The organism is Flavobacterium sp. 90, from assembly GCF_004339525.1.
Classification (GTDB): domain Bacteria; phylum Bacteroidota; class Bacteroidia; order Flavobacteriales; family Flavobacteriaceae; genus Flavobacterium.
Map to the genome: position 1 here is coordinate 1,163,955 of NZ_SMGE01000001.1, position 20,255 is coordinate 1,184,209.

The following is a 20,255-nucleotide window of genomic DNA, read 5'->3' on the forward strand; positions in this document are numbered from 1 at the left end:
TAATTTTCATTGTTAATTCATTTTGTTTATTTGATTTTTCACTGTTTTTATAAAACTTTCAAGACTAATTCATCGCTTTAAAACAATCGCACACAATTCACGAAACATTAAATTTTAAAATCTTCAGAAAAAAAGCATTTTAAGCGGGTAATAATTTTACATAAAAAAATAAAACACAAAACATAATCTGCTGATTGTAAAATTATTGTGCTCATAAGTTGATGAATCCGCTAAACGAAAGGGCTGGCAACATTTAATTATTCAAATATTGAAGTAATTAAGATCAGTTTTGACCTTCAAAAGTTTTAAAATTGACAGATAAAGTTATTTAATAAGACATATCTTGTTTATAAAAAATTATAAACAAGTATAATCTTAAATAATAACTAAAAAACATATAAAATTCATTAGAAATGAAACATCATATCTAGATAGAAAATATAAAAAGGAACTTGAAATGGAATAAAAAAAGCGGTAACAACAAACTTAAAGATTGAAGGAATGCCATAAATAGCAATAAATTAAGACTCACAAAAAAGATATTTGACAATTCTTATATAAATAAAAAAAGGCAAAATACATAAATAATGTATTTTACCTTTTTGTGACCACGGAGGGGTTCGAACCCCCAACCCTCAGAGCCGAAATCTGATATTCTATCCAGTTGAACTACGTGGTCTTTTTTGATTGTAGATTGTTGAGTTCAGATTTTAGATTGTTGAATGAAATCTAAAATCTGAACTCTATAATCTTATTTTTTAAACTAAAAGTTTCTTTACAATTGCAGAGATTGTTTTTCCTTCAGCAGTTCCGCCTAATTGAGCAGACGCTAATCCCATAACTTTACCCATTGAAGCGATTCCTGAAGCTCCAGTTTCAGCAATGATTTTTGCTACTACTGCTTCTACTTCTTCTTCGCTTAATTGAGCTGGTAAAAATTTCTCGATTACTGCAACCTGAGCTAATTCTGGTTCAGCAAGATCAGGACGATTTTGTTCTGTAAAAATTCTGGCACTTTCTTTACGAGTTTTAACTAATCTTTGAAGTAATTTAACTTCATCGTCTTCTGTTAATTCTTCTTTAGAACCTGAAGCCGTTGCAGCTAATAACATTTCAGATTTAATTGCTCTTAAAGCTTCTAATGCTACTGTATCTTTTGCTCTCATGGCGATTTTAATCTCGTCCATGATCAATGTTTGTAAACTCATTTTATTTTTTTATTTAAATAGGTAAACCTATAATTGATATATTATTTTGAAAATTTGTTCTCGACTAGTTTATCCTGAACGAAGTCAAATGGACTCGAACTGATAACAAGATTAACTTTAAAAGTCAAATATAGAAGTCAAATTTAAAATTCTGTGCGAAGATAAAAAAAATAACCCGAAAATTAAATCCAATTCTCGGGTTATCCATATTTATTATGATTGAGAAATTAATCTACATTGTCATGTAAAAATGAATTGTTTGAACGTAATTGCAAATCATTATTACTATCGGTCCCAACTGATATTCTCGAACCAGTGTTATTTGATTGTGAATTAGACAAATCGATTCCTAATCTTTTATAAGCAGGTTCTTTTTCAAGCTCATCGATTCTGGAAACATTATTATGAAATTTATAATTAAATTCTTTTAGTTTCTTTCTTCTTTCTTCGGCTCTTAAACGTAATGTTTCTTCAATTGTTAACTCCATTGGAGAAACATTCGATGTTGTAGAATAATCAGCTTCGCTGGCAAAATCAACTCTTGGCTTCATAGTAATATTTAATTCCTCAGGAATTACGTCTTCTACTACTTTTTCAATCGGTTTTGATGTTGTTAATTCATTTTCAACCTCCATGTATTCTTCCAGAGAGTACTTCACGATTCCATTGTCAGAAAGCTCAGTTACCGGTACAAATTGTACTGGATCATTTACTTTTATATTACGTGTTTCATTCGATAATTCGAATAAAATTTTAGTCTCTTGTTCAGCAACTGGCTCTTTTCTTGCTTCTGGCTCTGATCTGTAAAGAGGTAAATCAAAAGAGAATGTTGTTTGTTCTTCTCTTTCAAAAGTTCTTTGCTGAACAGGTTTTACTTCTTGAAAAGCTTGCACTTCAGGAGTTGGCGCTGTTATTGTAAAATCAATATCTGTAATTGGCGAAACAATTTCAAAAGTTACATCAAGATTCTTGATAAACTCAGACATTACAACCAATTCTTCCTGATTCATAGATGGAGCAACTGCAACCGGAGTAACCGGAGTTGGTATTACGGGAGCAACCGTATCTGCAAATGAAGTGTCATCCATTAAATCGAAAACAATTTTTTCTTCTGATTTAGTTGTTGGTGTTTCAGCATTTAAATCAAAAGAAGTAACTGATTTATTTGTCAAATCATAAACACTTCTTTGCTCATCCCCTAATGTGTGAATGATTTTTTTAGGTTCGGTATTTACAATTTCATTTTGTTGTTCAACATCAAAACCTGTTGCAATAATAGTCACAGCAATAGCATCACCAAGAGTTTCGTCTTCACCAACTCCCATGATAATATTAGCGTTATGACCTGCTTCTACCTGAATGTGATCATTGATTTCTCCAATCTCATCCAAAGTAATTTCGTTTGATCCAGAAACGATAAGCAACAATACGTTTTTGGCTCCTGTAATTTTGTTGTCGTTTAATAACGGAGAGTCCAATGCCGAAACGATAGCATCTTTAGCTCTGTTCTCACCTTCAGCAACAGAAGATCCCATGATAGCTGTTCCACTGTTTGACAAAACAGTTTTAGCATCACGTAAATCGATATTTTGAGTATAGTGATGCGTAATTACTTCAGCAATACCTCTAGAGGCTGTTGCCAAAACTTCATCCGCTTTCGAGAATCCAGCTTTAAAACCAAGATTTCCGTATACTTCTCTTAACTTATTATTATTAATTACAATTAATGAATCGACTTGCTTACGCAATTTTTCGATTCCTAAAAGTGCTTGTTCCTGACGTACTTTCCCTTCAAACTGAAACGGAATAGTAACGATACCAACTGTCAAAATTTCTCTTTCTTTTGCCAATTGTGCAATTACCGGAGCTGCACCAGTACCTGTTCCTCCACCCATACCAGCGGTAATAAATACCATCTTAGTACCACGGTCCAACATTTTCTCGATATCAGCGATACTTTCTATAGCAGATTGCTGTCCTACATCAGGATTTGCTCCTGCTCCAAGACCTTCTGTTAAGTTCATACCTAACTGTATTTTGTTCGGCACTGAACTATTCTGTAGTGCTTGTGAATCGGTATTACAAACGATGAAATCAACGCCTTTAATACCTTGTTTAAACATATGGTTGATAGCATTACTACCACCTCCACCTACACCTATTACTTTGATAACATTTGATTGGTTTTTTGGTAAATCAAATGAAATACTTCCAAATTCTGAGTTGCTCATCATCTTTTTGGTTTTTGAAATTCTTATTTAATACATTTTTTACTTCTTGACTTGGGGCCAATAAAGTAATCCTTTTCTGTTATTGTCTTATTCTGCGTTGTCTAAAAAATCTTTGATTTTATCGACATATCTATCAAAAAATGATCTTCTAATTTTTGTTTCAGTAGATTCTTCTTTAGACGCATTAGTTCTAACTTCTCTTGTGTCTTCAATAGTTTCTACTCTTTCAACGTAGTTTTCTTCTACTTCGTATCGTTGTTGAACAGGTTGTTGTATTGGAGGCGGAACATTTCTGTACACCACTTTTGGCTGCTCATTTACAATCTCCATTCTAACAGCACTTTGCGTACTATTTTCGATACTATTCATTACTAATCCAACTGCTGTTGCAAATAACGGACTAGAAATTTCTTCGCTTGAATTTCCAGCTAAGTGCTCATTTGGATATCCAATTCTTGTATCCATTCCTGTAATGTACTCTACTAATTGTTTAATATGTTTTAGTTGAGCTCCACCACCTGTAAGAACGATTCCTGCGATTAATTTTTTACGAGGATCTTCGTGTCCATAAGCTTTAATTTCTGCAAAAACCTGCTCTACAATTTCCACAACTCTTGCATGAATAATTTTAGATAAATTTTTAAGCGAAATCTCTTTTGGCTCTCTTCCTCTTAAACCCGGAATAGAAACAATCTCGTTGTCTTTATTTTCTCCCGGCCAAGCCGATCCGAATTTTATTTTTAAAAGCTCTGCTTGTTTTTCGATAATCGAACAACCTTCTTTAATATCGTCTGTTATAACATTTCCTCCAAAAGGAATCACTGCTGTATGACGAATAATACCATCTTTAAAAATGGCTAAATCTGTTGTTCCACCACCAATATCAATCAAAGCAACACCTGCTTCTTTTTCTTCCTGACTCAAAACTGCATCTGCAGAAGCCAATGGTTCTAATGTCAATCCAGACAATTCGATTCCTGAACTCTGAATACATCTTCCAACATTTCTGATCGAAGAAGCCTGTCCAACTACAACGTGAAAACTTGATTCAAGTCTTCCTCCGTACATCCCTATTGGTTCTTTAATTTCAGATTGTCCGTCGATTTTAAATTCTTGCGGCAAAACGTGAATAATTTCTTCTCCCGGTAACATGGCTAATTTATTAACCTGGTCAATCAAAAGCTGAATATCTTTTTCGCCAATTACCTCCTCCGGATTATTACGGCTGATGTAATCTGTATGCTGTATACTTCTTATGTGTTGTCCTGCGATACCAACAACCACATCTTTAATTTTGTAACCTGAATTATTTTCTGCTTCAAGTATTGCTTGTTGAATTGATTGAATAGTTTGCGTAATGTTGTTTACAACTCCACGTGCAACTCCCAAACTTTTGGATTTTCCAATACCCAAAATTTCCAACTTACCATACTCATTTTTCTTGCCTATCATGGCAACTATTTTGGTTGTTCCAATATCTAGACCTACTGCAATGTTATCTTTTTCCATTTTCTATTATTTTGTGCAAACTACTTGTTCCGTAAACCTAAGGTCAATTTTATTGTATTTATATAACGAACTATCTAAAACTGCTTTTTGAAAAAAAGCTTTATAGTTTCTAAATTTCTTATCAACATTCATCGTTCTGCCAAAATCGATGACGTAATTATAATTTCGATTAAACATTTTTAGGCTGCCATTCGGCATAATTTGTATTGCAATGATGTTTTTTTTCAAAAACGCATCGTCATAAATTGTGCGAAATAAAGCAGCTAAATCTTCGTTATTTTTTTTATTTATTGCCCCCGAAACAAGTGGAACCCGCGACGTAAAATTGTCCGACAAAGGCATTTTATTACCCTCATAGTCAATATAAAAAGATTGATCACCATCATAAACTCGCGCTATTGGTGTCTTCTGTTTTACTACCGCTTTTAAGACGCCATCGATACTTACAAAAACGTCTGACTTTTCAATCATGTCTTGCGTATCAAGGGTTTTTTCTATCTTATTCAAATCTAGTTCATCTTTTCGGATACTGGAAGCGTCTCTTTTATTTTCTATCAACAATTTATTAACCGTTTCCGGCTTCACAAAAAGCGTATTTTCTCCTACAAAAACAACCATCGATTTCTTCAATTTTCGATCTCCATTTCGATGTTGAGCAAAAGAATATAAAAAAAGAACAAGCCCTAAAATGAGAAATAATCGAATATTTGTCCAATTAAATATTTTCATTTAGCATTTTTTTAATTGACGGAACCATTTCACCAATATCACCAGCTCCTATTGTCACAATTATTGGCGCATCACTGGCTTTGATCTCCGCTAATAAATCACTTTTTGCAACAATTTTCTTGTTCGAATTTGTCATTTTACCCAACAGCCAATCCGATGTAATTCCTTCCATCGGTAATTCGCGTGCAGGATAAATATCCATTAAAAACACTTCATCAAACTGCGATAAACTTTCAGCAAATCCATCTGCAAAATCTCTTGTTCTGCTAAATAAATGCGGCTGAAAAATCGCTAATACTTTACGATTTGGATACAATTCCCTAACCGCTTGATGTACAGCATTTATTTCTGTTGGATGATGCGCATAATCATCTATATAAACCAACTTTTCAGATTTAATCTGATAAGAAAAACGTCTTCTGATTCCGTTGAATGATGCAATGGCTTTTGCGATGGCATCGGTCGGGGTGCCAAAAGTTTTTGCCATCGCAATAGCCATTAAACCATTCATTAAATTGTGTTTTCCAGGCAATCCAAAATGCAAATCCTTCATGATTTCTGATGGAGTTTCTACATCAAAAACATAGCTTCCATCTTCAATACGTACATTGAACGCTTTATATATAGCATCTTCATTTATAGCACATTGAACGCCCTCCAGAGGCAATTCTTTGGTTATAAACAGCTTATTCTTGTCTTCTACTTTTGAAGCAAATTCTACAAACGATTCTTCAATAGCTTCACTTGTTCCGTAAATATCCAAATGATCTGCATCCATTGACGTGATACAGGCAATATTTGGATGTAAATGCAAGAATGAACGATCAAATTCATCTGCTTCTACAACCGTTACAGTTTTTCCGCTTCCAATTAAATTAGAATTATAATTCTCTACAATTCCACCAACGAAAGCCGTAACATCAGCTCCGCTTTCAAATAAAATATGTCCAAGAATACTTGATGTTGTAGTTTTTCCATGTGTTCCGGCAACAGCAAAACTAAAAGTGTCTTTGGTAATAATTCCTAATACCTCGGCACGTTTTTTAATTTCATAATTTCTTTCGATAAAATAATTCCACTCTGAATGTGATTTTGGAACCGCAGGCGTAAAAATTACCAACGTATTCTCTGCATAATACTCACTTGGAATCAAACTAATATTATCTTCAAAATGAATATCAATACCACTTTCTATCAATTCGCTTGTTAACATTGACGGCGTTTTGTCGTAACCAGAAACCTGTTTCCCTATGTTTTTAAAATAGCGAGCCAGAGCACTCATTCCGATGCCTCCAATACCAATAAAATAAACGTTTTGTATTTGATTTAAATTCATTTCTATTTAATTTTGAGCTATTTACAAGTTGCTTTATTATGTAAAGAACTAGTAACTAAGTCTTTGTAATTTTATATTTTAATAACCCAAAACGCTTAAAAATAGCGTCCTAACTTTTTACTTTTGTTCTATAATTTTCGAAAAAAGTTATATTATAACAACTTTTTAATCTGATCCACAATCACTTTCGTTGCATTTGGCATTGCCAGTTTCTTGATGTTATCACTTAGTTGTTTTTGTTTTCCCTGATCTTTCAATAAAGCTTCAAAAACAATACTAAATTCATTCTCCAATTCTGATTCTTTCAATAAAATTGCTCCTTTTGCATCTACAATTGCCTGCGCATTTTTTGTCTGATGATCTTCGGCAACATTTGGCGACGGAATAAAAATCACCGGTTTCCCAACAATACATAATTCTGAAACCGATGACGCTCCTGCTCGCGAAATAATCACATCTGCAGCAGCATACACAAAATCCATTCTTTCTATGAAATCAACTACTCTAACGTTTTGTTGATTGTGTTTTTTATAATCTTCAAAATATAATTTTCCGCACTGCCAGATGATTTGTACATCTTGCGAAAGCATATTTTGCAATTCTTTTTCAATTAACTGATTGATTCTTCTTGCTCCTAAACTTCCTCCTAAAACCAATAATGTTTTTTTATTCGGGTCTAAACCATAAAAAGCAATTGCTTCATCACGTTTACTTTCAATATCTATTAAATCCTGACGAACCGGATTCCCGGTTAAAACAATTTTTTCTTTAGGAAAAAATCTTTCCAAATTTTCATAAGCAACACAAATTGCGTTTGCTTTTTTACTCAACAGTTTATTCGTAATTCCCGGAAAAGAATTTTGCTCCTGAACTATTGTCGGAATTCCTGCCGAGCCAGCCGCTTGCAATAATGGTCCGCTGGCAAAACCTCCGGTACCTATTACTACGTTTGGTTTAAACTGCTTGATAATTCGTCTTGACTCTAACAAACTTGTTGCCAATTTTAGCGGAAACATTAAATTTTGCAATGTTAATTTTCTTTGTAAACCAGCTATCCAAAGACCTTTTATTTCGTAACCTGCCTGAGGCACTTTTTGCATTTCCATTTTATCTCTGGCACCTACAAAAAGAAATTCAGCATCAGGAAATTGTAATTTTAATTCATTTGCAATCGCAATTGCCGGATAAATATGTCCTCCAGTCCCACCGCCACTTAGTATGAATTTATACTTTGTCATATTCTTTAAAATTATAACGCTTAAAAATTATCCTGTTTCTAAGCTTTATTTAATACTGCATTCATTGGATTTCTGGAAGTATCTTCGATCGAATACATTCCTTCTTCTTCATATATTTTTTCGTCAGCCGGCAAATCTTCTTCTGATAATTCTTTATCAATTAATCGTTGAAGTGCTTCTTTACGTCTTTCTTTTTCTTCATTTTCTTCTGCTATTTCTTCATCTTTTTTAGTCACGCTAATGATAATTCCAAGCGAGAAACAAGTCATCCAAATCGAACTACCTCCAGAACTTATCAGCGGAAGCGTTTGTCCTGTTACCGGCAATAATTCTACAGCAACCGCCATATTAATCATCGCCTGAAATATCATCGGAAATCCGAGCCCGACGACGACTAATTTTCCAAACAAAGTCGTAGCTTTATGTGATGCTATTACAAAACGGAACAATAACAACAAGTACAAAACCAATATCGATACTCCGCCTACTAATCCATATTCTTCAACAATAATCGCATAAATAAAATCTGAAGATGATTGAGGTAAAAAGTTCTTCTGAACACTTTTACCCGGTCCTAATCCTCCTAGTTTTCCAGATGCAATCGCGATTTTTGCCTTTTCGATTTGATAATCATCTTCATCAGGTTTATCTGTGGTAAAATTCATAATACGACTTTCCCAAGTTGAAACCCTGCTAAAGAATCTTGAATCCGGAAAAGCTTTTGCCACTAAAAGGAAAAACGCTAACATTGCAATTCCAGAACCTATAATAAATCCAATATATTTTAATGGATACTTACCAATAAATGTCAGCATCATAACCATTGAAAAAATCAACGCTGTTGTCGAAAAGTTTGCTGGCAAAATAAGTGCCAATGTTATAAAAACTGGCAACCAAAGTTGAATTAGTGAAGCTTGAAACGGCTCATTCTCATCTCTGGTTTTTGACAAATAACGCGCTACAAATATGAATAATATACTTGCCGCCAAAGTCGAAGTTTGAAACGTAATACCAATAAATGGCACCTGAATCCAACGACTCGCATTTGCGCCGGCAATTACAGTTCCTTTCAACAATGTATAAAGCAATAAAAACCAAACAATTGGCAAAGCTATTTTAGAAATCGCTCTAAAATAATGATACGGAACTCTGTGTACCCAATAAATAATCAGGAATCCAATACAAACGTGAGCTAAATGTTTTACCAAATATCCCAGTGTATTTCCGGTTCCGTGACCAATATATGCCAGATTACTACTCGCACTAAAAACTGGCATAAACGAAAACAGTGCTAATAAAGCCACGAATGACCATATTACTCTATCTCCTTTTAGTTTGTTTACTAGTTCTTTCATTTTAGATTTCTGATTTTAGATTATTTTAAAATCTTACCTCTTAATTTTTATTATTTAATCTATTATTTACTGTCTTTAAACTGCTAACGAAAATAGCGGTTAACTCATTTCCTTCTTTCCAAATTATCTCTAACTCAGATTTTGCAATCCACATTTTTTCTTTTATAATTTCCAGCCAAAATAAAGTTTCATCAGATTCTTCTAAAACTATATTCATTTTAGAAACAAATTCTCGATCACTTCTTGCTCTGCAAACTGCTCTGTAATTTGCTCCAACCGATGTACCACTTCTCACTATTTGATTTGCAATTACTTTTACTACATATGTTGTTGGCAATTTTTCTGCTAAATCAATTATCATCAAAGAGAACTTTTTAGTTCTCAACTTCATTTCATCCGTCATCATCATTAAAAGAACTTATATTCTATTTTTGAATTCAAAGTCTAGAAAACAATCTAAAATCTAAAATCAGAAATCTAAAATTATAGATTGTGTACTGCTTGTTTAAATTGTTTTCCACGATCTTCGTAGTTTTCGAATAAATCGAAACTTGCACAGGCCGGTGACAATAAAACTGTATCTCCTTTTTCTGTTAAACGTTGCGCTGTTTTTACAGCATCGTTCATATTATTTACTTCAACCATGATATCAACAACATTTCCAAAAGCCTCAATAATCTTACGATTATCGATTCCTAAGCAGATAATTGCTTTCACTTTTTCACGAACTAACGACATCAATTCGTTGTAATCATTTCCTTTATCAACTCCTCCAACAATCCAAACCGTTGGAACATTCATACTGTCTAAAGCAAAGAATGTAGCGTTTACATTTGTTGCTTTTGAATCATTGATATATTGTACATTCTGAATTTTAAGTACTTTCTCTAAACGGTGTTCAACACCTTGAAAATTTGATAAACTTTCGCGAATTGTTGCATTTCTAATCTGCATCAATTTCGCCACGGAGCTTGCTGCCATTGCGTTTTTCATGTTATGTTTTCCTTCTAACGCAATGTGTTCTGTTTCCATTGTAAACTCTTCTTGGTTGATCTTTATTTCCATTTTGTTGTTATTTATAGAAGCCCCTTCAGTGAATGTTTTAGACAATGAAAAAGGAATTAATTTTGCTTTTGTTGTGTTATTTTTTAACCATTCCGTAATCGCTTCATCATCTGCATCGTAAATAAGATAATCGCTTTCCGTCTGATTCATTGTTATTCGAAACTTTGAATCAATATATTTTTGATATTTATATTCGTATCGGTCTAAATGATCTGGACTAATATTTGTAATTATTGCAATATCAGGCCTGTAATCTATAATTCCATCAAGCTGAAAACTACTTAACTCCAGCACATAGGCATCAAATTTATTCTCGGCTACCTGCCAGGCAAAACTTTTCCCAATATTTCCTCCTAAACCAACATTCAAACCTGCCGATTTCAGCAAATGATGTGTTAACATTGTTGTAGTCGTTTTACCGTTACTACCTGTAATTCCAATTGTCAGCGCTTCTGTAAAAGGTTTCGCAAACTCAATTTCCGAGATTACCTTAATTCCCGCAGCGATAAGCTTTTGTACTATTGGAGATTTTTCAGGAATTCCCGGACTTTTCATCACCACATCGGCGTTTAAAATCAGGTCCTCAGTATGCTGTTCCTCTTCCCAGGCAATTTTATTAATGATAAGAACTTCTTTATAACTTTCTTTTATCTTTCCAAAATCCGATACAAAAACATCATATCCTTTTTTCTTCCCAAGAATAGCGGTACCAACACCACTTTCTCCTCCTCCTAAAACAACTAATCTCATAGGCTATGTAATTAAAAATTTAGAATTAAAAATTAAAAATCAACTGTGACCTTTAACCAAATTCCTATTTTCCTTTTAGGGTTATTATAATTTTCGCTAATATTCTGCAAATTTCATTAGCCTCACCAAAGATGCTGTCGAATTCACTTACAGAGATATAATCTGTTGCTTTCAATAATTTCAACCAATAAATTGTTTCTCTAGCTTCTTTATATGAAATTTCAAGCTTAAACAAGAACTCTTTATCAGAACGTCCTCCAATTGATTCTTCGATATTTGCTCCAATTGAAGTTCCACATCTTAAAATCTGTTTACTCAAAACAAACTCTTTCTTTTTAGTGGTTAGATATTTATACAAATTGATTATTCTAACTGCAAAAAGGAATGATTTATCCTGAATAATATTTTCTTTCATTTTTAAGAACGTGCAATACTTTAATTTTTAATTCTCAATTTTTAATTGAAATTCTATCTTAGTTTTAAAGTAACAATTGATAATATGGCTAACATAATGGCAACAATCCAAAAACGAGTTACGATTTTACTTTCATGATATCCTTTCTTTTGATAATGATGATGAAGAGGCGACATCAGAAAGATTCTGCGTCCTTCACCAAAACGTTTTTTAGTGAATTTAAAATAACTCACTTGCAAAACCACTGAGAAATTCTCCACTAAAAAGATTCCGCACAATAAAGGAATCAATAATTCTTTTCGAACTGCGATTGCCAGAACTGCAATGATTCCACCAATAGTCAAACTTCCTGTATCTCCCATAAAAACAGATGCGGGATAAGAATTGTACCAAAGAAAACCAATCAGAGAACCAACAAATGCAGATATAAACACGGTCATTTCTCCCGAATTGGGGATATACATAATATTCAAATAATTAGAGAATATGATATTACCGGAAACAAACGTAAATATTCCGAGTGCTAAAACAGATATTGCCGAAGTTCCCGCTGCGAGACCATCGATACCATCTGTTAAATTTGCTCCGTTTGAAACTGCTGTAATAATAAAAATCACAACCGGAATAAAAATTAACCAAGCCCATTTTTCATATCCTTCTCCTGTCCATGCCAACAATTCGGCATAATCAAATTCATTGTTTTTTACAAAAGGAATTGTCGTTGCTGTTGATTTCTCTTCCATTGGAGCAGGCATAACAACCGCTGTGCTTACATTTTTTTGAGTTCCAATATATCCTGTATCAGTTCTTACTGTAACTGCCGGATTAAAATACAAAACAGTTCCAACGATAAGTCCTAAACCAACCTGACCAATAACTTTAAAAATTCCTTTAAGACCTGCTTTATCTTTTTTAAATATTTTAATATAATCATCTATAAAACCAATTGTTCCCATCCAAAGTGTGGTTACAATAAGCAAAACAATGTAAATATTATGCAAACGAGCAAACAACAAAACCGGCAAAAGAGTAGCAAAAATGATAATCAATCCACCCATTGTTGGCGTTCCTGCTTTTTCATTTTGACCTTGTAAACCCAATTCACGAACTGTTTCACCAACTTGTTGATTACGCAAAAAATTGATAATTCTTTTTCCGTAAATCGTCGACAAAAGCAACGAAAGCATTAACGCTAAAGCTGATCTAAAAGTGATGTATTGAAAAACTCCAGTTCCCGGGATATCCAGTGTTTTATCGAAATATTCAAATAAATAGTATAGCATATTTTATATTTTTTAAATTCCAATTTAGAAATTCCAAATTCCAATTATTGTGGTGGTATTTGAACTTAAAAATTTATTTTTATTATTTGTTTAGTTGATCTAAGATTTCTTTTACAGTTTCCATATCATCAAAATGATGACGAACTCCGCTTATCTCCTGATAAGTTTCGTGACCTTTTCCTGCAATCAGAATAATATCATTTGGCTGAGCCAATTGACAAGCCGTTTTTATAGCTTGTTTACGATCGGTAATCCTTAATATTTTTTTATAATTATGCGCTTCAACTCCTTTTTCCATTTCGTCTAAAATCACTTCAGGATCTTCGTTTCTTGGATTATCAGAAGTTAAAATTGCTTTATCACTAAGATCTGTAGCAATTTTTGCCATAATTGGTCTTTTCGTTTTATCTCTGTTTCCGCCACAACCAACAACAGTAATCAATTGTTCGTTTTTGGTACGGATATCATTAATTGTTTTTAACACATTATCCAATGCATCCGGCGTATGCGCATAATCTACAATTGCCGTAATATTTCCTTCCGAAACAATATATTGAAAACGACCAGAAACACTCTCTAAATCAGACAATAAGCGCAACGCTTCCAGACTATCCATTCCAAGTTCAACAGCAGTTCCGTAAATTGCCAAAACATTATAAGCATTAAAAGTCCCGATAAGTTTTACCCAAACTTCATTGTCATTTACTTTTAATAATAATCCTGACAACTGACTTTCTAATATTGTGGCTTTAAAATCAGCATAAGATTTCAAGGCATATGTAAATTTTCTTGCCACTGTGTTTTGCAACATCACAGTTCCGTTTTTATCGTCAACGTTTGATAATGCAAAAGCAGTTTTTGGCAATGAATCAAAAAATGACTTTTTTACATCTCTGTATTCTGCAAAAGTTGGATGATAATCTAAATGATCGTGAGAAAGATTGGTAAAAATCCCTCCAACAAAATGCAACGCTTCTGTTCTCTTTTGATGAATTCCATGAGAACTCACTTCCATAAAACAATGTGTGACACCCGCTTCAATCATTTCATTTAGATAATGATTTATTGTGATAGAATCTGGCGTTGTATGTGTTGCAGGATATTCCGTTTCATCAACCATAATTTTTACCGTTGATAATAAACCAACTTTAAATCCTGCTTTTTGAAACAACTGGAACAACAATGATGCAATCGTGGTTTTACCATTTGTTCCCGTAACACCAACTAATTTTAATTTTTCAGAAGGATTTCCAAAATAATTAGCCGCCAAAAAAGCCAATGCTGTATTGGTATCTTTTACTTGTATATAGGTAATTCCTTTTTCAATATTCTCAGGCAAAGTATCGCAAATAATCGCAATAGCACCCAACTCGATCGCTTTCTGGATATAATCATGTCCATCAGAAAGTGATCCGCGAATTGCCACAAAAACATCACTTGCTTCAATTTTTCTTGAATCAAAATCAATTTTATGTATATCAATTTCAGTCGAACCCGTTACAGATTCAATTGCTACTTTGTATAATATGTCTTTAAGTATTTTCACGATAATTCTAATACTATTGTTGCGTTTCTACTAATATTTTGTCCAGCTTGTAAAGACTGTTTTTTTACTTTCCCTACTCCATTTACTTTTACTTTCAAACCTAAATTTTCCAGTAAAGCAATTGCATCCATTCCCGGCATTCCTTTTAAATCAGGAATCTGATTTGATTTTTTATTTACGTCGACAGTATATTGATTATAATTGTCTTCTTGCTTTGGAATCCTTGAGTCTAACTTTTTAATTTTATTTGTCGAAGGCGCATCTGTAAATATTTTTTGAGCAATTCTCTTAAAAACCGGTCCTGCAACATCTGCTCCGTAATAATTATTTTTAGCTGTATTTGGTTTGTGAACTACCACAATACAAGAATATTTTGGATGATCTGCCGGAAAATATCCTACGAAAGAAGACGCATAATACATTCCTTCTCTTCCTGCCTTGCTGTAATTTACCATAGCCGTCCCTGTTTTTCCTGCCATCGAAAAATCTTTCGAATACAACTTAGAACCTGTTCCTTTTTTTACTACATTCTGCAATACAGCTCTTACTTTATTAAGTGTTTCTTGCGAACATACTTTTGGATTAATTACTTCAACATCAAATTTCTTAATGGTTTTGTTCCATTCTTTTATTTCCGATACAAATTGTGGCCTTACCATTACTCCATTATTAGCAACTGCATTATAAAGAGCCAATGTTTGCATTGGTGTTACCGAAACATTATATCCAAAAGCCATCCACGGAAGCGTAGTTCCTGACCAATGTTTATCTCCAGGTTGTGGAATATATGGTCTTCCTTCTCCTTTAAAATGCAATCCTAATGTCTTATTCAATCCGTAGCTATTAATGTGATCTACAAATTTTGATGGATTGCTTTTATAATTTTCATAAACTGCCTGAACCATTACCGTATTTGACGAAAGTTCGAATCCGCGTGCTAAAGAAACCTTGCCGTAACCTCCTTTATGTGAATCACGAACAGCACGTCCGTAATATCTTATTTCTCCGCCGTGGCTATCATAAACCGTACTTGTATCAGCAACTTTATCTTCTAAAATTGCCATTAAATCAACTAATTTAAAAGTTGATCCCGGTTCGTGAGATTCTGCAATAGCATAATTTGTGGTTTCAAAATACGATCCGTCTTCTGCTCTTCCTAAATTAGAAATCGCTTTTACATGTCCCGTTTCTGTCTCCATAACCACCACACAACCGTGATCTGCTTGATAATCTTCTAATTGTTTCAACAAAGCGTGGTGCGCAATATCCTGAATAAAAACATCTATCGTAGAAATCACATCATAACCATCAATTGGATCAACCTCATTTACATCACGAATAGGTTTCCACTGCCCTTTTGCTATTTTTTGCTTTAGAATTTTCCCATCTTTTCCGTTCAGGTAATTTTTAAAAGCCCACTCAATTCCTTTTCCAACTTCCATTCCTGTTGCCGGATCGATTTTGTCATACCCAATCGTTCTTTCCGCAATTTTACCTATAGGATGTTTTCTAACAGTTTCTTGTTCAATTATAATTCCACCTTTAAAAGCCCCCAATTTGAACAACGGAAATCCTTTAATCTTCACATATTCTGTATAACTCAACTTGCGAGCAATCAAATAATACCGATTTTTATTGGCTCTGGCTTTTCTTAATTCCTGTTCGTAATAACCTGCCGGTCTATCCAAAACTTTAGACAATGAATCTGATAATGCTTTTACATATTTTTCGAAAGTTTCCGTTTTTGGCGCTTTGGCATCAAATCTAATTTCATAATTAGGAATCGATGTTGCCAATAAACTTCCATCAGCAGAATAGATATTTCCTTTGTTTGCCGGAATCACAAAATTTCTAACCGTACGTTGTTTCGCCAGTTTTCTGTAATAATCTCCTTCAACCCATTGAATATTGGTTAATTTAACGACAATAGCAATTGCCATCACAAAGATGAAAACTGCTACGAGGTAAATTCTGTAGGATATATGTTTATCGTCTACTGCCATATTCTTTTAAAGAAACTTTTTTCTTCTTCTTTTTTAACTTCTATTTTAACCGGAGGAACCGTTGATGGAAAAATCTGCTTTTCAAGCATTTTATCCGATATAGTCGACTCCATTTTTAACTTCATCAATTCTGAACGGCGATCTACAAATTCTGATCGCAATTCTTTTACTTCATTATTAAGCTTTGCAATTTCAAAGACTTTTTGCTCGTATCGTTGCGTATTTGCAATCATCAGTATAGCAAGCAGAATGATAAAAACAATGAACCTCCAGTTTTTTACTGCATCATCGTTAATCAGAAATCTTGCTTTTAATATGCCAAATACTCCACCTTTCATTTTCTACCTATATATATTATATCTTTTCAGCAATTCTCAATTTTGCACTTCTTGCTCTATTGTTGATTTTAATCTCGACATCATCCGGAACAATCAACTTTCCTATCGTTTTATATGGAACAGAAAAATTTCCAAAAAAATCACGTTCTGGTTCTCCTTCAAACATTCCGTTTTTAATAAATCTTTTTACCAACCTGTCTTCAAGAGAATGATAAGAGATTACTGAGAATCTTCCGCCTGGATTTAGAATTTCTAAAGATTGTTCTATAAACTCTTTCAAAACATCCATTTCCTGATTTACCTCAATTCGAATAGCTTGATAAATCTGAGCCAATACTTTATTTCGAATTCTTTCCGGTAAAAATTTCGCCAGAACATCTTTCAATTCATCTGTAGTTTTAATTGGCCTGTGTTCTCTTGCCTCTACAATTGTTCTTGATAAAAGTGGCGCATTCTTCAACTCCCCATAATCAAAAAAAACACGACGTAAATCCTGTTCTTCATATTCGTTAACTACACGATAAGCACTTAAATCATTTTTTTGACTCATCCGCATATCGAGTTCAGCATCAAATCTTGTTGAGAAACCTCTCTCAGGAACATCAAACTGATGTGATGAAACTCCTAAATCTGCCAAAATTCCATCTACTCCTTTAACACCATGAAAACGCAAAAACCTTTTTATAAATCTAAAGTTCTCATTAATTAAGGTAAACCGTTCGTCCGGCAACGCATTTGCAAGAGCATCTTCATCCTGATCAAAAGCAAATAATTTACCGTTTGGCCCTAATCGTCTCAAAATTTCTTTTGAATGACCACCGCCACCAAACGTTACATCTACATAAATACCATCTGGTTTAATATTTAAACCATCAACTGTAGGATGAAGCAAAACCGGATTATGATATTCCATTGTCGTCGTCATTAATATTTCCCATTACTTCTTCGGCTAAATCTGCAAAATCCATATCTTCGCCACTTATTGATTTTTCATACAAATCCTTATCCCAAATCTCCACAATATTAACCGCAGATGAAAAAACGACATCTTTAGAAATACTTGAAAAAGCAACCAAATCCTTTGGAACCAATAATCTTCCTAACGCATCAATTTCTACCATTTTAACACCAGCAGTAAATCTTCGAATGAAGTCATTGTTTTTTTTTACAAAACGATTCAGCTTGTTGATTTTTTGCATCATCAAGTCCCACTCGTCCATTGGATACAATTCTAAACACGGTTGGAAAACTGAGCGCTTCAAAACAAATCCGTTTTGAAGAGATGCAGTCAATTGCTTTTTCAAAGGTGCAGGCAACATAAGCCTTCCTTTAGCATCGACTTTACACTCATATGTTCCGACAATTGTGTTCAAGAAAAATTCATTAATATGTTATAGGACAAAAATATAAAAAATATTACCACAATTTACCACTATATACCACTTTGTTAATAAGTTTAACCACTTTCCTACCACCTCTCCTAATTACTAAACAATCAATACGTTAACTAATTATTAATCAATTCCTGACAACACTGATCAATCAAAAAAAATACGCACCTTTTTTCTTAAAAAAATAAGTATTATGCTAATTTCTTAACATTTGAAGATTCGTCAAAAAACACCCATAAAACCTGATTTTTAATCACTTAGAAATTCTACTGAAATTATCTAGTTAAAAAACGGTATCAAAAATTCATTTTTATTTATTAAACCCTATATTTGTCCAAATTGAAATTGGCATTAAATTAAATGGACAAACACTACAAAAAAGAAGGCAAATACAGCTATTATGAAGCTGGAGAAGGAACTCCTATCGTGATTTTACATGGCTTAATGGGAGGCCTAAGTAACTTTGATGCTGTAGCAGAATATTTCCCATCGAAAGGATACAAAGTTGTTATCCCGGATTTGCCAATCTATACCCAAAGTATTTTAAAAACAAACGTAAAAAGTTTTGCGAAATACGTTAAAGACTTTATCACTTTTAAAGGATTTGATCAGGTAATTTTATTAGGCAACTCCCTTGGAGGACACATTGCTCTTTATCACACCAAAATGTATCCTGAAAAAGTAGCCGGACTCGTAATTACCGGAAGTTCTGGACTTTACGAAAGCGCAATGGGTGATAGTTATCCAAAAAGAGGTGACTACGAATACATAAAAAAGAAGGCTGAAGATGTATTTTACGATCCTGCAATTGCAACTCCCGAGCTTATTGATGAAGTGTATGCAACGGTAAACGACCGCATAAAACTAATCAAAACTTTAACGATTGCCAAAAGTGCAATTCGCCATAATATGGCAAAAGATTTACCAAAAATGACAGTAGAAACCTGTATCATTTGGGGTAAAAATGATGCCGTTACACCACCAAATGTTGCCGAAGAATTTGATAAATTATTGCCTAATTCAACTTTGTATTGGATAGACAAATGTGGACACGCTGCTATGATGGAACACCCTCAGGAATTCAACACAATTCTTGAAGAATGGCTCACAAAAAAGAATTTATAGCATCTAACTTTCGACTTTAAGGAGGTTTTAAAAACAAAAAACATGAAAATTAATACCGCCGAATTTATTATCAGTAATTCCGAAGTAGCAAAATGTCCACAGGATTTTTTGCCGGAATATGCTTTTATCGGACGATCTAACGTAGGTAAATCTTCGTTGATCAATATGCTTACCAATCATAAAAACTTAGCTAAAACTTCAGGAAGACCAGGGAAAACACAGCTAATTAATCACTTTAAGATTAATAACAACTGGTTTTTGGTCGATTTACCTGGTTATGGTTATGCTAAAGTATCAAAAAAAACAAAATCAGTCTTTCAGCAATTTATAACTGATTATTTTGAAACAAGAGAACAACTTGTTTGTGCTTTTGTTTTGATTGATATTCGTCACGAAGCTCAAAATATAGACATTGAATTTATGTCATATATGGGAGAAAGCGAGATTCCGTTTTGTATCATTTTTACAAAAGCAGATAAAATCAGTAAAACTAAAGTTGACTCTCATATTGCAGCATACAAAAAACAAATGTTTGCCAATAACTGGGAAGAAATGCCACACTATTTTGTGACATCCGCTACAGAGCAAATAGGAAAAGATGACGTTTTAAATTATATCGACGAAGTAAATCAGGAAGTTTTTAAAAACAGTAATAAGTTTTAAAAAACAAATCCTAATTCTTTTATCCCGAAGCTTCGGGACCACAATTCCAATCCTTCGACTTCGCTCAGGA

General features: G+C 33.5%; 18 protein-coding genes and 1 tRNA gene. 2 read left to right on the forward strand and 17 right to left on the reverse strand.

The window, feature by feature from the left end; all coding sequences use genetic code 11:
* Positions 1-605 precede the first annotated feature (605 nt).
* From C8C83_RS04575 to mraZ, 17 genes are all read right to left on the reverse strand, one after another.
* Positions 606-679 (reverse strand) — tRNA-Arg (locus tag C8C83_RS04575).
* Between the two features lie 79 nt (positions 680-758).
* Positions 759-1,208 carry a GatB/YqeY domain-containing protein gene (locus C8C83_RS04580; RefSeq protein WP_121326630.1) on the reverse strand — a complete coding sequence of 150 codons (450 nt, stop codon included), beginning with the start codon at positions 1,206-1,208 and terminating at the stop codon, positions 759-761.
* A 227-nt stretch (positions 1,209-1,435) separates the two neighbouring features.
* A complete protein-coding gene (ftsZ, locus tag C8C83_RS04585; protein WP_121326631.1) occupies positions 1,436-3,442 on the reverse strand; it encodes a cell division protein FtsZ in 2,007 nt (668 codons plus the stop codon).
* An 84-nt stretch (positions 3,443-3,526) separates the two neighbouring features.
* Positions 3,527-4,948: a cell division protein FtsA gene (ftsA, locus tag C8C83_RS04590; protein WP_121326632.1), complete on the reverse strand. Its 1,422-nt coding sequence runs from the start codon at positions 4,946-4,948 to the stop codon at positions 3,527-3,529.
* 6 nt (positions 4,949-4,954) lie between these two features.
* A complete protein-coding gene (locus C8C83_RS04595; protein ID WP_099710908.1) occupies positions 4,955-5,677 on the reverse strand; it encodes a cell division protein FtsQ in 723 nt (240 codons plus the stop codon).
* Positions 5,664-7,013: a UDP-N-acetylmuramate--L-alanine ligase gene (murC, locus tag C8C83_RS04600; RefSeq protein ID WP_121326633.1), complete on the reverse strand. Its 1,350-nt coding sequence runs from the start codon at positions 7,011-7,013 to the stop codon at positions 5,664-5,666. The genes C8C83_RS04595 and murC overlap by 14 nt, the downstream gene beginning before the upstream one ends.
* A 152-nt stretch (positions 7,014-7,165) precedes the next feature.
* A complete protein-coding gene (gene murG / locus C8C83_RS04605; RefSeq protein WP_121326634.1) occupies positions 7,166-8,251 on the reverse strand; it encodes an undecaprenyldiphospho-muramoylpentapeptide beta-N-acetylglucosaminyltransferase in 1,086 nt (361 codons plus the stop codon).
* Positions 8,252-8,289: 38 nt separating this feature from the next.
* On the reverse strand, positions 8,290-9,606 hold the full coding sequence (locus tag C8C83_RS04610; RefSeq protein WP_121326635.1) for an FtsW/RodA/SpoVE family cell cycle protein: 1,317 nt from the start codon (positions 9,604-9,606) through the stop codon (positions 8,290-8,292).
* Between the two features lie 40 nt (positions 9,607-9,646).
* A complete protein-coding gene (locus C8C83_RS04615) occupies positions 9,647-10,015 on the reverse strand; it encodes a four helix bundle protein (protein WP_347812776.1) in 369 nt (122 codons plus the stop codon).
* Between the two features lie 74 nt (positions 10,016-10,089).
* The gene (murD, locus tag C8C83_RS04620) at positions 10,090-11,421 is read right to left on the reverse strand and encodes a UDP-N-acetylmuramoyl-L-alanine--D-glutamate ligase (protein WP_121326637.1); all 1,332 of its coding nucleotides are present in this window, start codon (positions 11,419-11,421) and stop codon (positions 10,090-10,092) included.
* A 64-nt stretch (positions 11,422-11,485) separates the two neighbouring features.
* A complete protein-coding gene (locus C8C83_RS04625) occupies positions 11,486-11,836 on the reverse strand; it encodes a four helix bundle protein (RefSeq protein WP_121326638.1) in 351 nt (116 codons plus the stop codon).
* Positions 11,837-11,889: 53 nt separating this feature from the next.
* Positions 11,890-13,119: a phospho-N-acetylmuramoyl-pentapeptide-transferase gene (gene mraY, locus C8C83_RS04630; protein ID WP_121326639.1), complete on the reverse strand. Its 1,230-nt coding sequence runs from the start codon at positions 13,117-13,119 to the stop codon at positions 11,890-11,892.
* A gap of 82 nt (positions 13,120-13,201) precedes the next feature.
* Entirely contained in the window at positions 13,202-14,665 is a 1,464-nt protein-coding gene (locus C8C83_RS04635; protein ID WP_121326640.1) for a UDP-N-acetylmuramoyl-L-alanyl-D-glutamate--2,6-diaminopimelate ligase, read from the reverse strand.
* Positions 14,662-16,668, reverse strand: a complete 2,007-nt coding sequence (locus C8C83_RS04640; RefSeq protein WP_121326641.1) for a penicillin-binding protein — start codon at positions 16,666-16,668, stop codon at positions 14,662-14,664. Before C8C83_RS04640 ends, C8C83_RS04635 begins: the two co-directional genes overlap by 4 nt.
* On the reverse strand, positions 16,659-17,006 hold the full coding sequence (locus C8C83_RS04645) for an FtsL-like putative cell division protein (RefSeq protein ID WP_121326642.1): 348 nt from the start codon (positions 17,004-17,006) through the stop codon (positions 16,659-16,661). Before C8C83_RS04645 ends, C8C83_RS04640 begins: the two co-directional genes overlap by 10 nt.
* A gap of 16 nt (positions 17,007-17,022) precedes the next feature.
* Positions 17,023-17,931 (reverse strand): 16S rRNA (cytosine(1402)-N(4))-methyltransferase RsmH, encoded by a 909-nt coding sequence (gene rsmH, locus C8C83_RS04650; protein WP_199735284.1) that lies wholly within the window; start codon positions 17,929-17,931, stop codon positions 17,023-17,025.
* Positions 17,906-18,379: a division/cell wall cluster transcriptional repressor MraZ gene (gene mraZ, locus C8C83_RS04655; RefSeq protein ID WP_099710898.1), complete on the reverse strand. Its 474-nt coding sequence runs from the start codon at positions 18,377-18,379 to the stop codon at positions 17,906-17,908. Before mraZ ends, rsmH begins: the two co-directional genes overlap by 26 nt.
* Positions 18,380-18,757: 378 nt before the next feature.
* On the opposite strand from mraZ, the gene C8C83_RS04660 reads away from it, so the two are divergent.
* Together C8C83_RS04660 and yihA are read left to right on the forward strand one after the other, a co-directional pair.
* A complete protein-coding gene (locus C8C83_RS04660) occupies positions 18,758-19,522 on the forward strand; it encodes an alpha/beta hydrolase (protein ID WP_121326643.1) in 765 nt (254 codons plus the stop codon).
* Between the two features lie 42 nt (positions 19,523-19,564).
* Positions 19,565-20,185 (forward strand): ribosome biogenesis GTP-binding protein YihA/YsxC, encoded by a 621-nt coding sequence (gene yihA / locus C8C83_RS04665; protein WP_121326644.1) that lies wholly within the window; start codon positions 19,565-19,567, stop codon positions 20,183-20,185.
* Positions 20,186-20,255 lie beyond the last annotated feature (70 nt).

Excerpts from the sequence above, each read along its gene's own strand:
- yihA (WP_121326644.1), top strand. The coding sequence starts at position 19,565 with ATGAAAATTAATACCGCCGAATTTATTATCAGTAATTCCGAAGTAGCA.
- rsmH (WP_199735284.1), bottom strand. The coding sequence starts at position 17,931 with ATGACGACGACAATGGAATATCATAATCCGGTTTTGCTTCATCCTACA.
- murD (WP_121326637.1), bottom strand. The coding sequence starts at position 11,421 with ATGAGATTAGTTGTTTTAGGAGGAGGAGAAAGTGGTGTTGGTACCGCT.
- ftsA (WP_121326632.1), bottom strand. The coding sequence starts at position 4,948 with ATGGAAAAAGATAACATTGCAGTAGGTCTAGATATTGGAACAACCAAA.
- C8C83_RS04645 (WP_121326642.1), bottom strand. The coding sequence starts at position 17,006 with ATGAAAGGTGGAGTATTTGGCATATTAAAAGCAAGATTTCTGATTAAC.
- C8C83_RS04610 (WP_121326635.1), bottom strand. The coding sequence starts at position 9,606 with ATGAAAGAACTAGTAAACAAACTAAAAGGAGATAGAGTAATATGGTCA.
- C8C83_RS04595 (WP_099710908.1), bottom strand. The coding sequence starts at position 5,677 with ATGAAAATATTTAATTGGACAAATATTCGATTATTTCTCATTTTAGGG.
- C8C83_RS04580 (WP_121326630.1), bottom strand. The coding sequence starts at position 1,208 with ATGAGTTTACAAACATTGATCATGGACGAGATTAAAATCGCCATGAGA.
- mraY (WP_121326639.1), bottom strand. The coding sequence starts at position 13,119 with ATGCTATACTATTTATTTGAATATTTCGATAAAACACTGGATATCCCG.
- murC (WP_121326633.1), bottom strand. The coding sequence starts at position 7,013 with ATGAATTTAAATCAAATACAAAACGTTTATTTTATTGGTATTGGAGGC.
- C8C83_RS04640 (WP_121326641.1), bottom strand. The coding sequence starts at position 16,668 with ATGGCAGTAGACGATAAACATATATCCTACAGAATTTACCTCGTAGCA.
- C8C83_RS04615 (WP_347812776.1), bottom strand. The coding sequence starts at position 10,015 with ATGATGATGACGGATGAAATGAAGTTGAGAACTAAAAAGTTCTCTTTG.
- C8C83_RS04660 (WP_121326643.1), top strand. The coding sequence starts at position 18,758 with ATGGACAAACACTACAAAAAAGAAGGCAAATACAGCTATTATGAAGCT.
- C8C83_RS04625 (WP_121326638.1), bottom strand. The coding sequence starts at position 11,836 with ATGAAAGAAAATATTATTCAGGATAAATCATTCCTTTTTGCAGTTAGA.
- ftsZ (WP_121326631.1), bottom strand. The coding sequence starts at position 3,442 with ATGATGAGCAACTCAGAATTTGGAAGTATTTCATTTGATTTACCAAAA.
- murG (WP_121326634.1), bottom strand. The coding sequence starts at position 8,251 with ATGACAAAGTATAAATTCATACTAAGTGGCGGTGGGACTGGAGGACAT.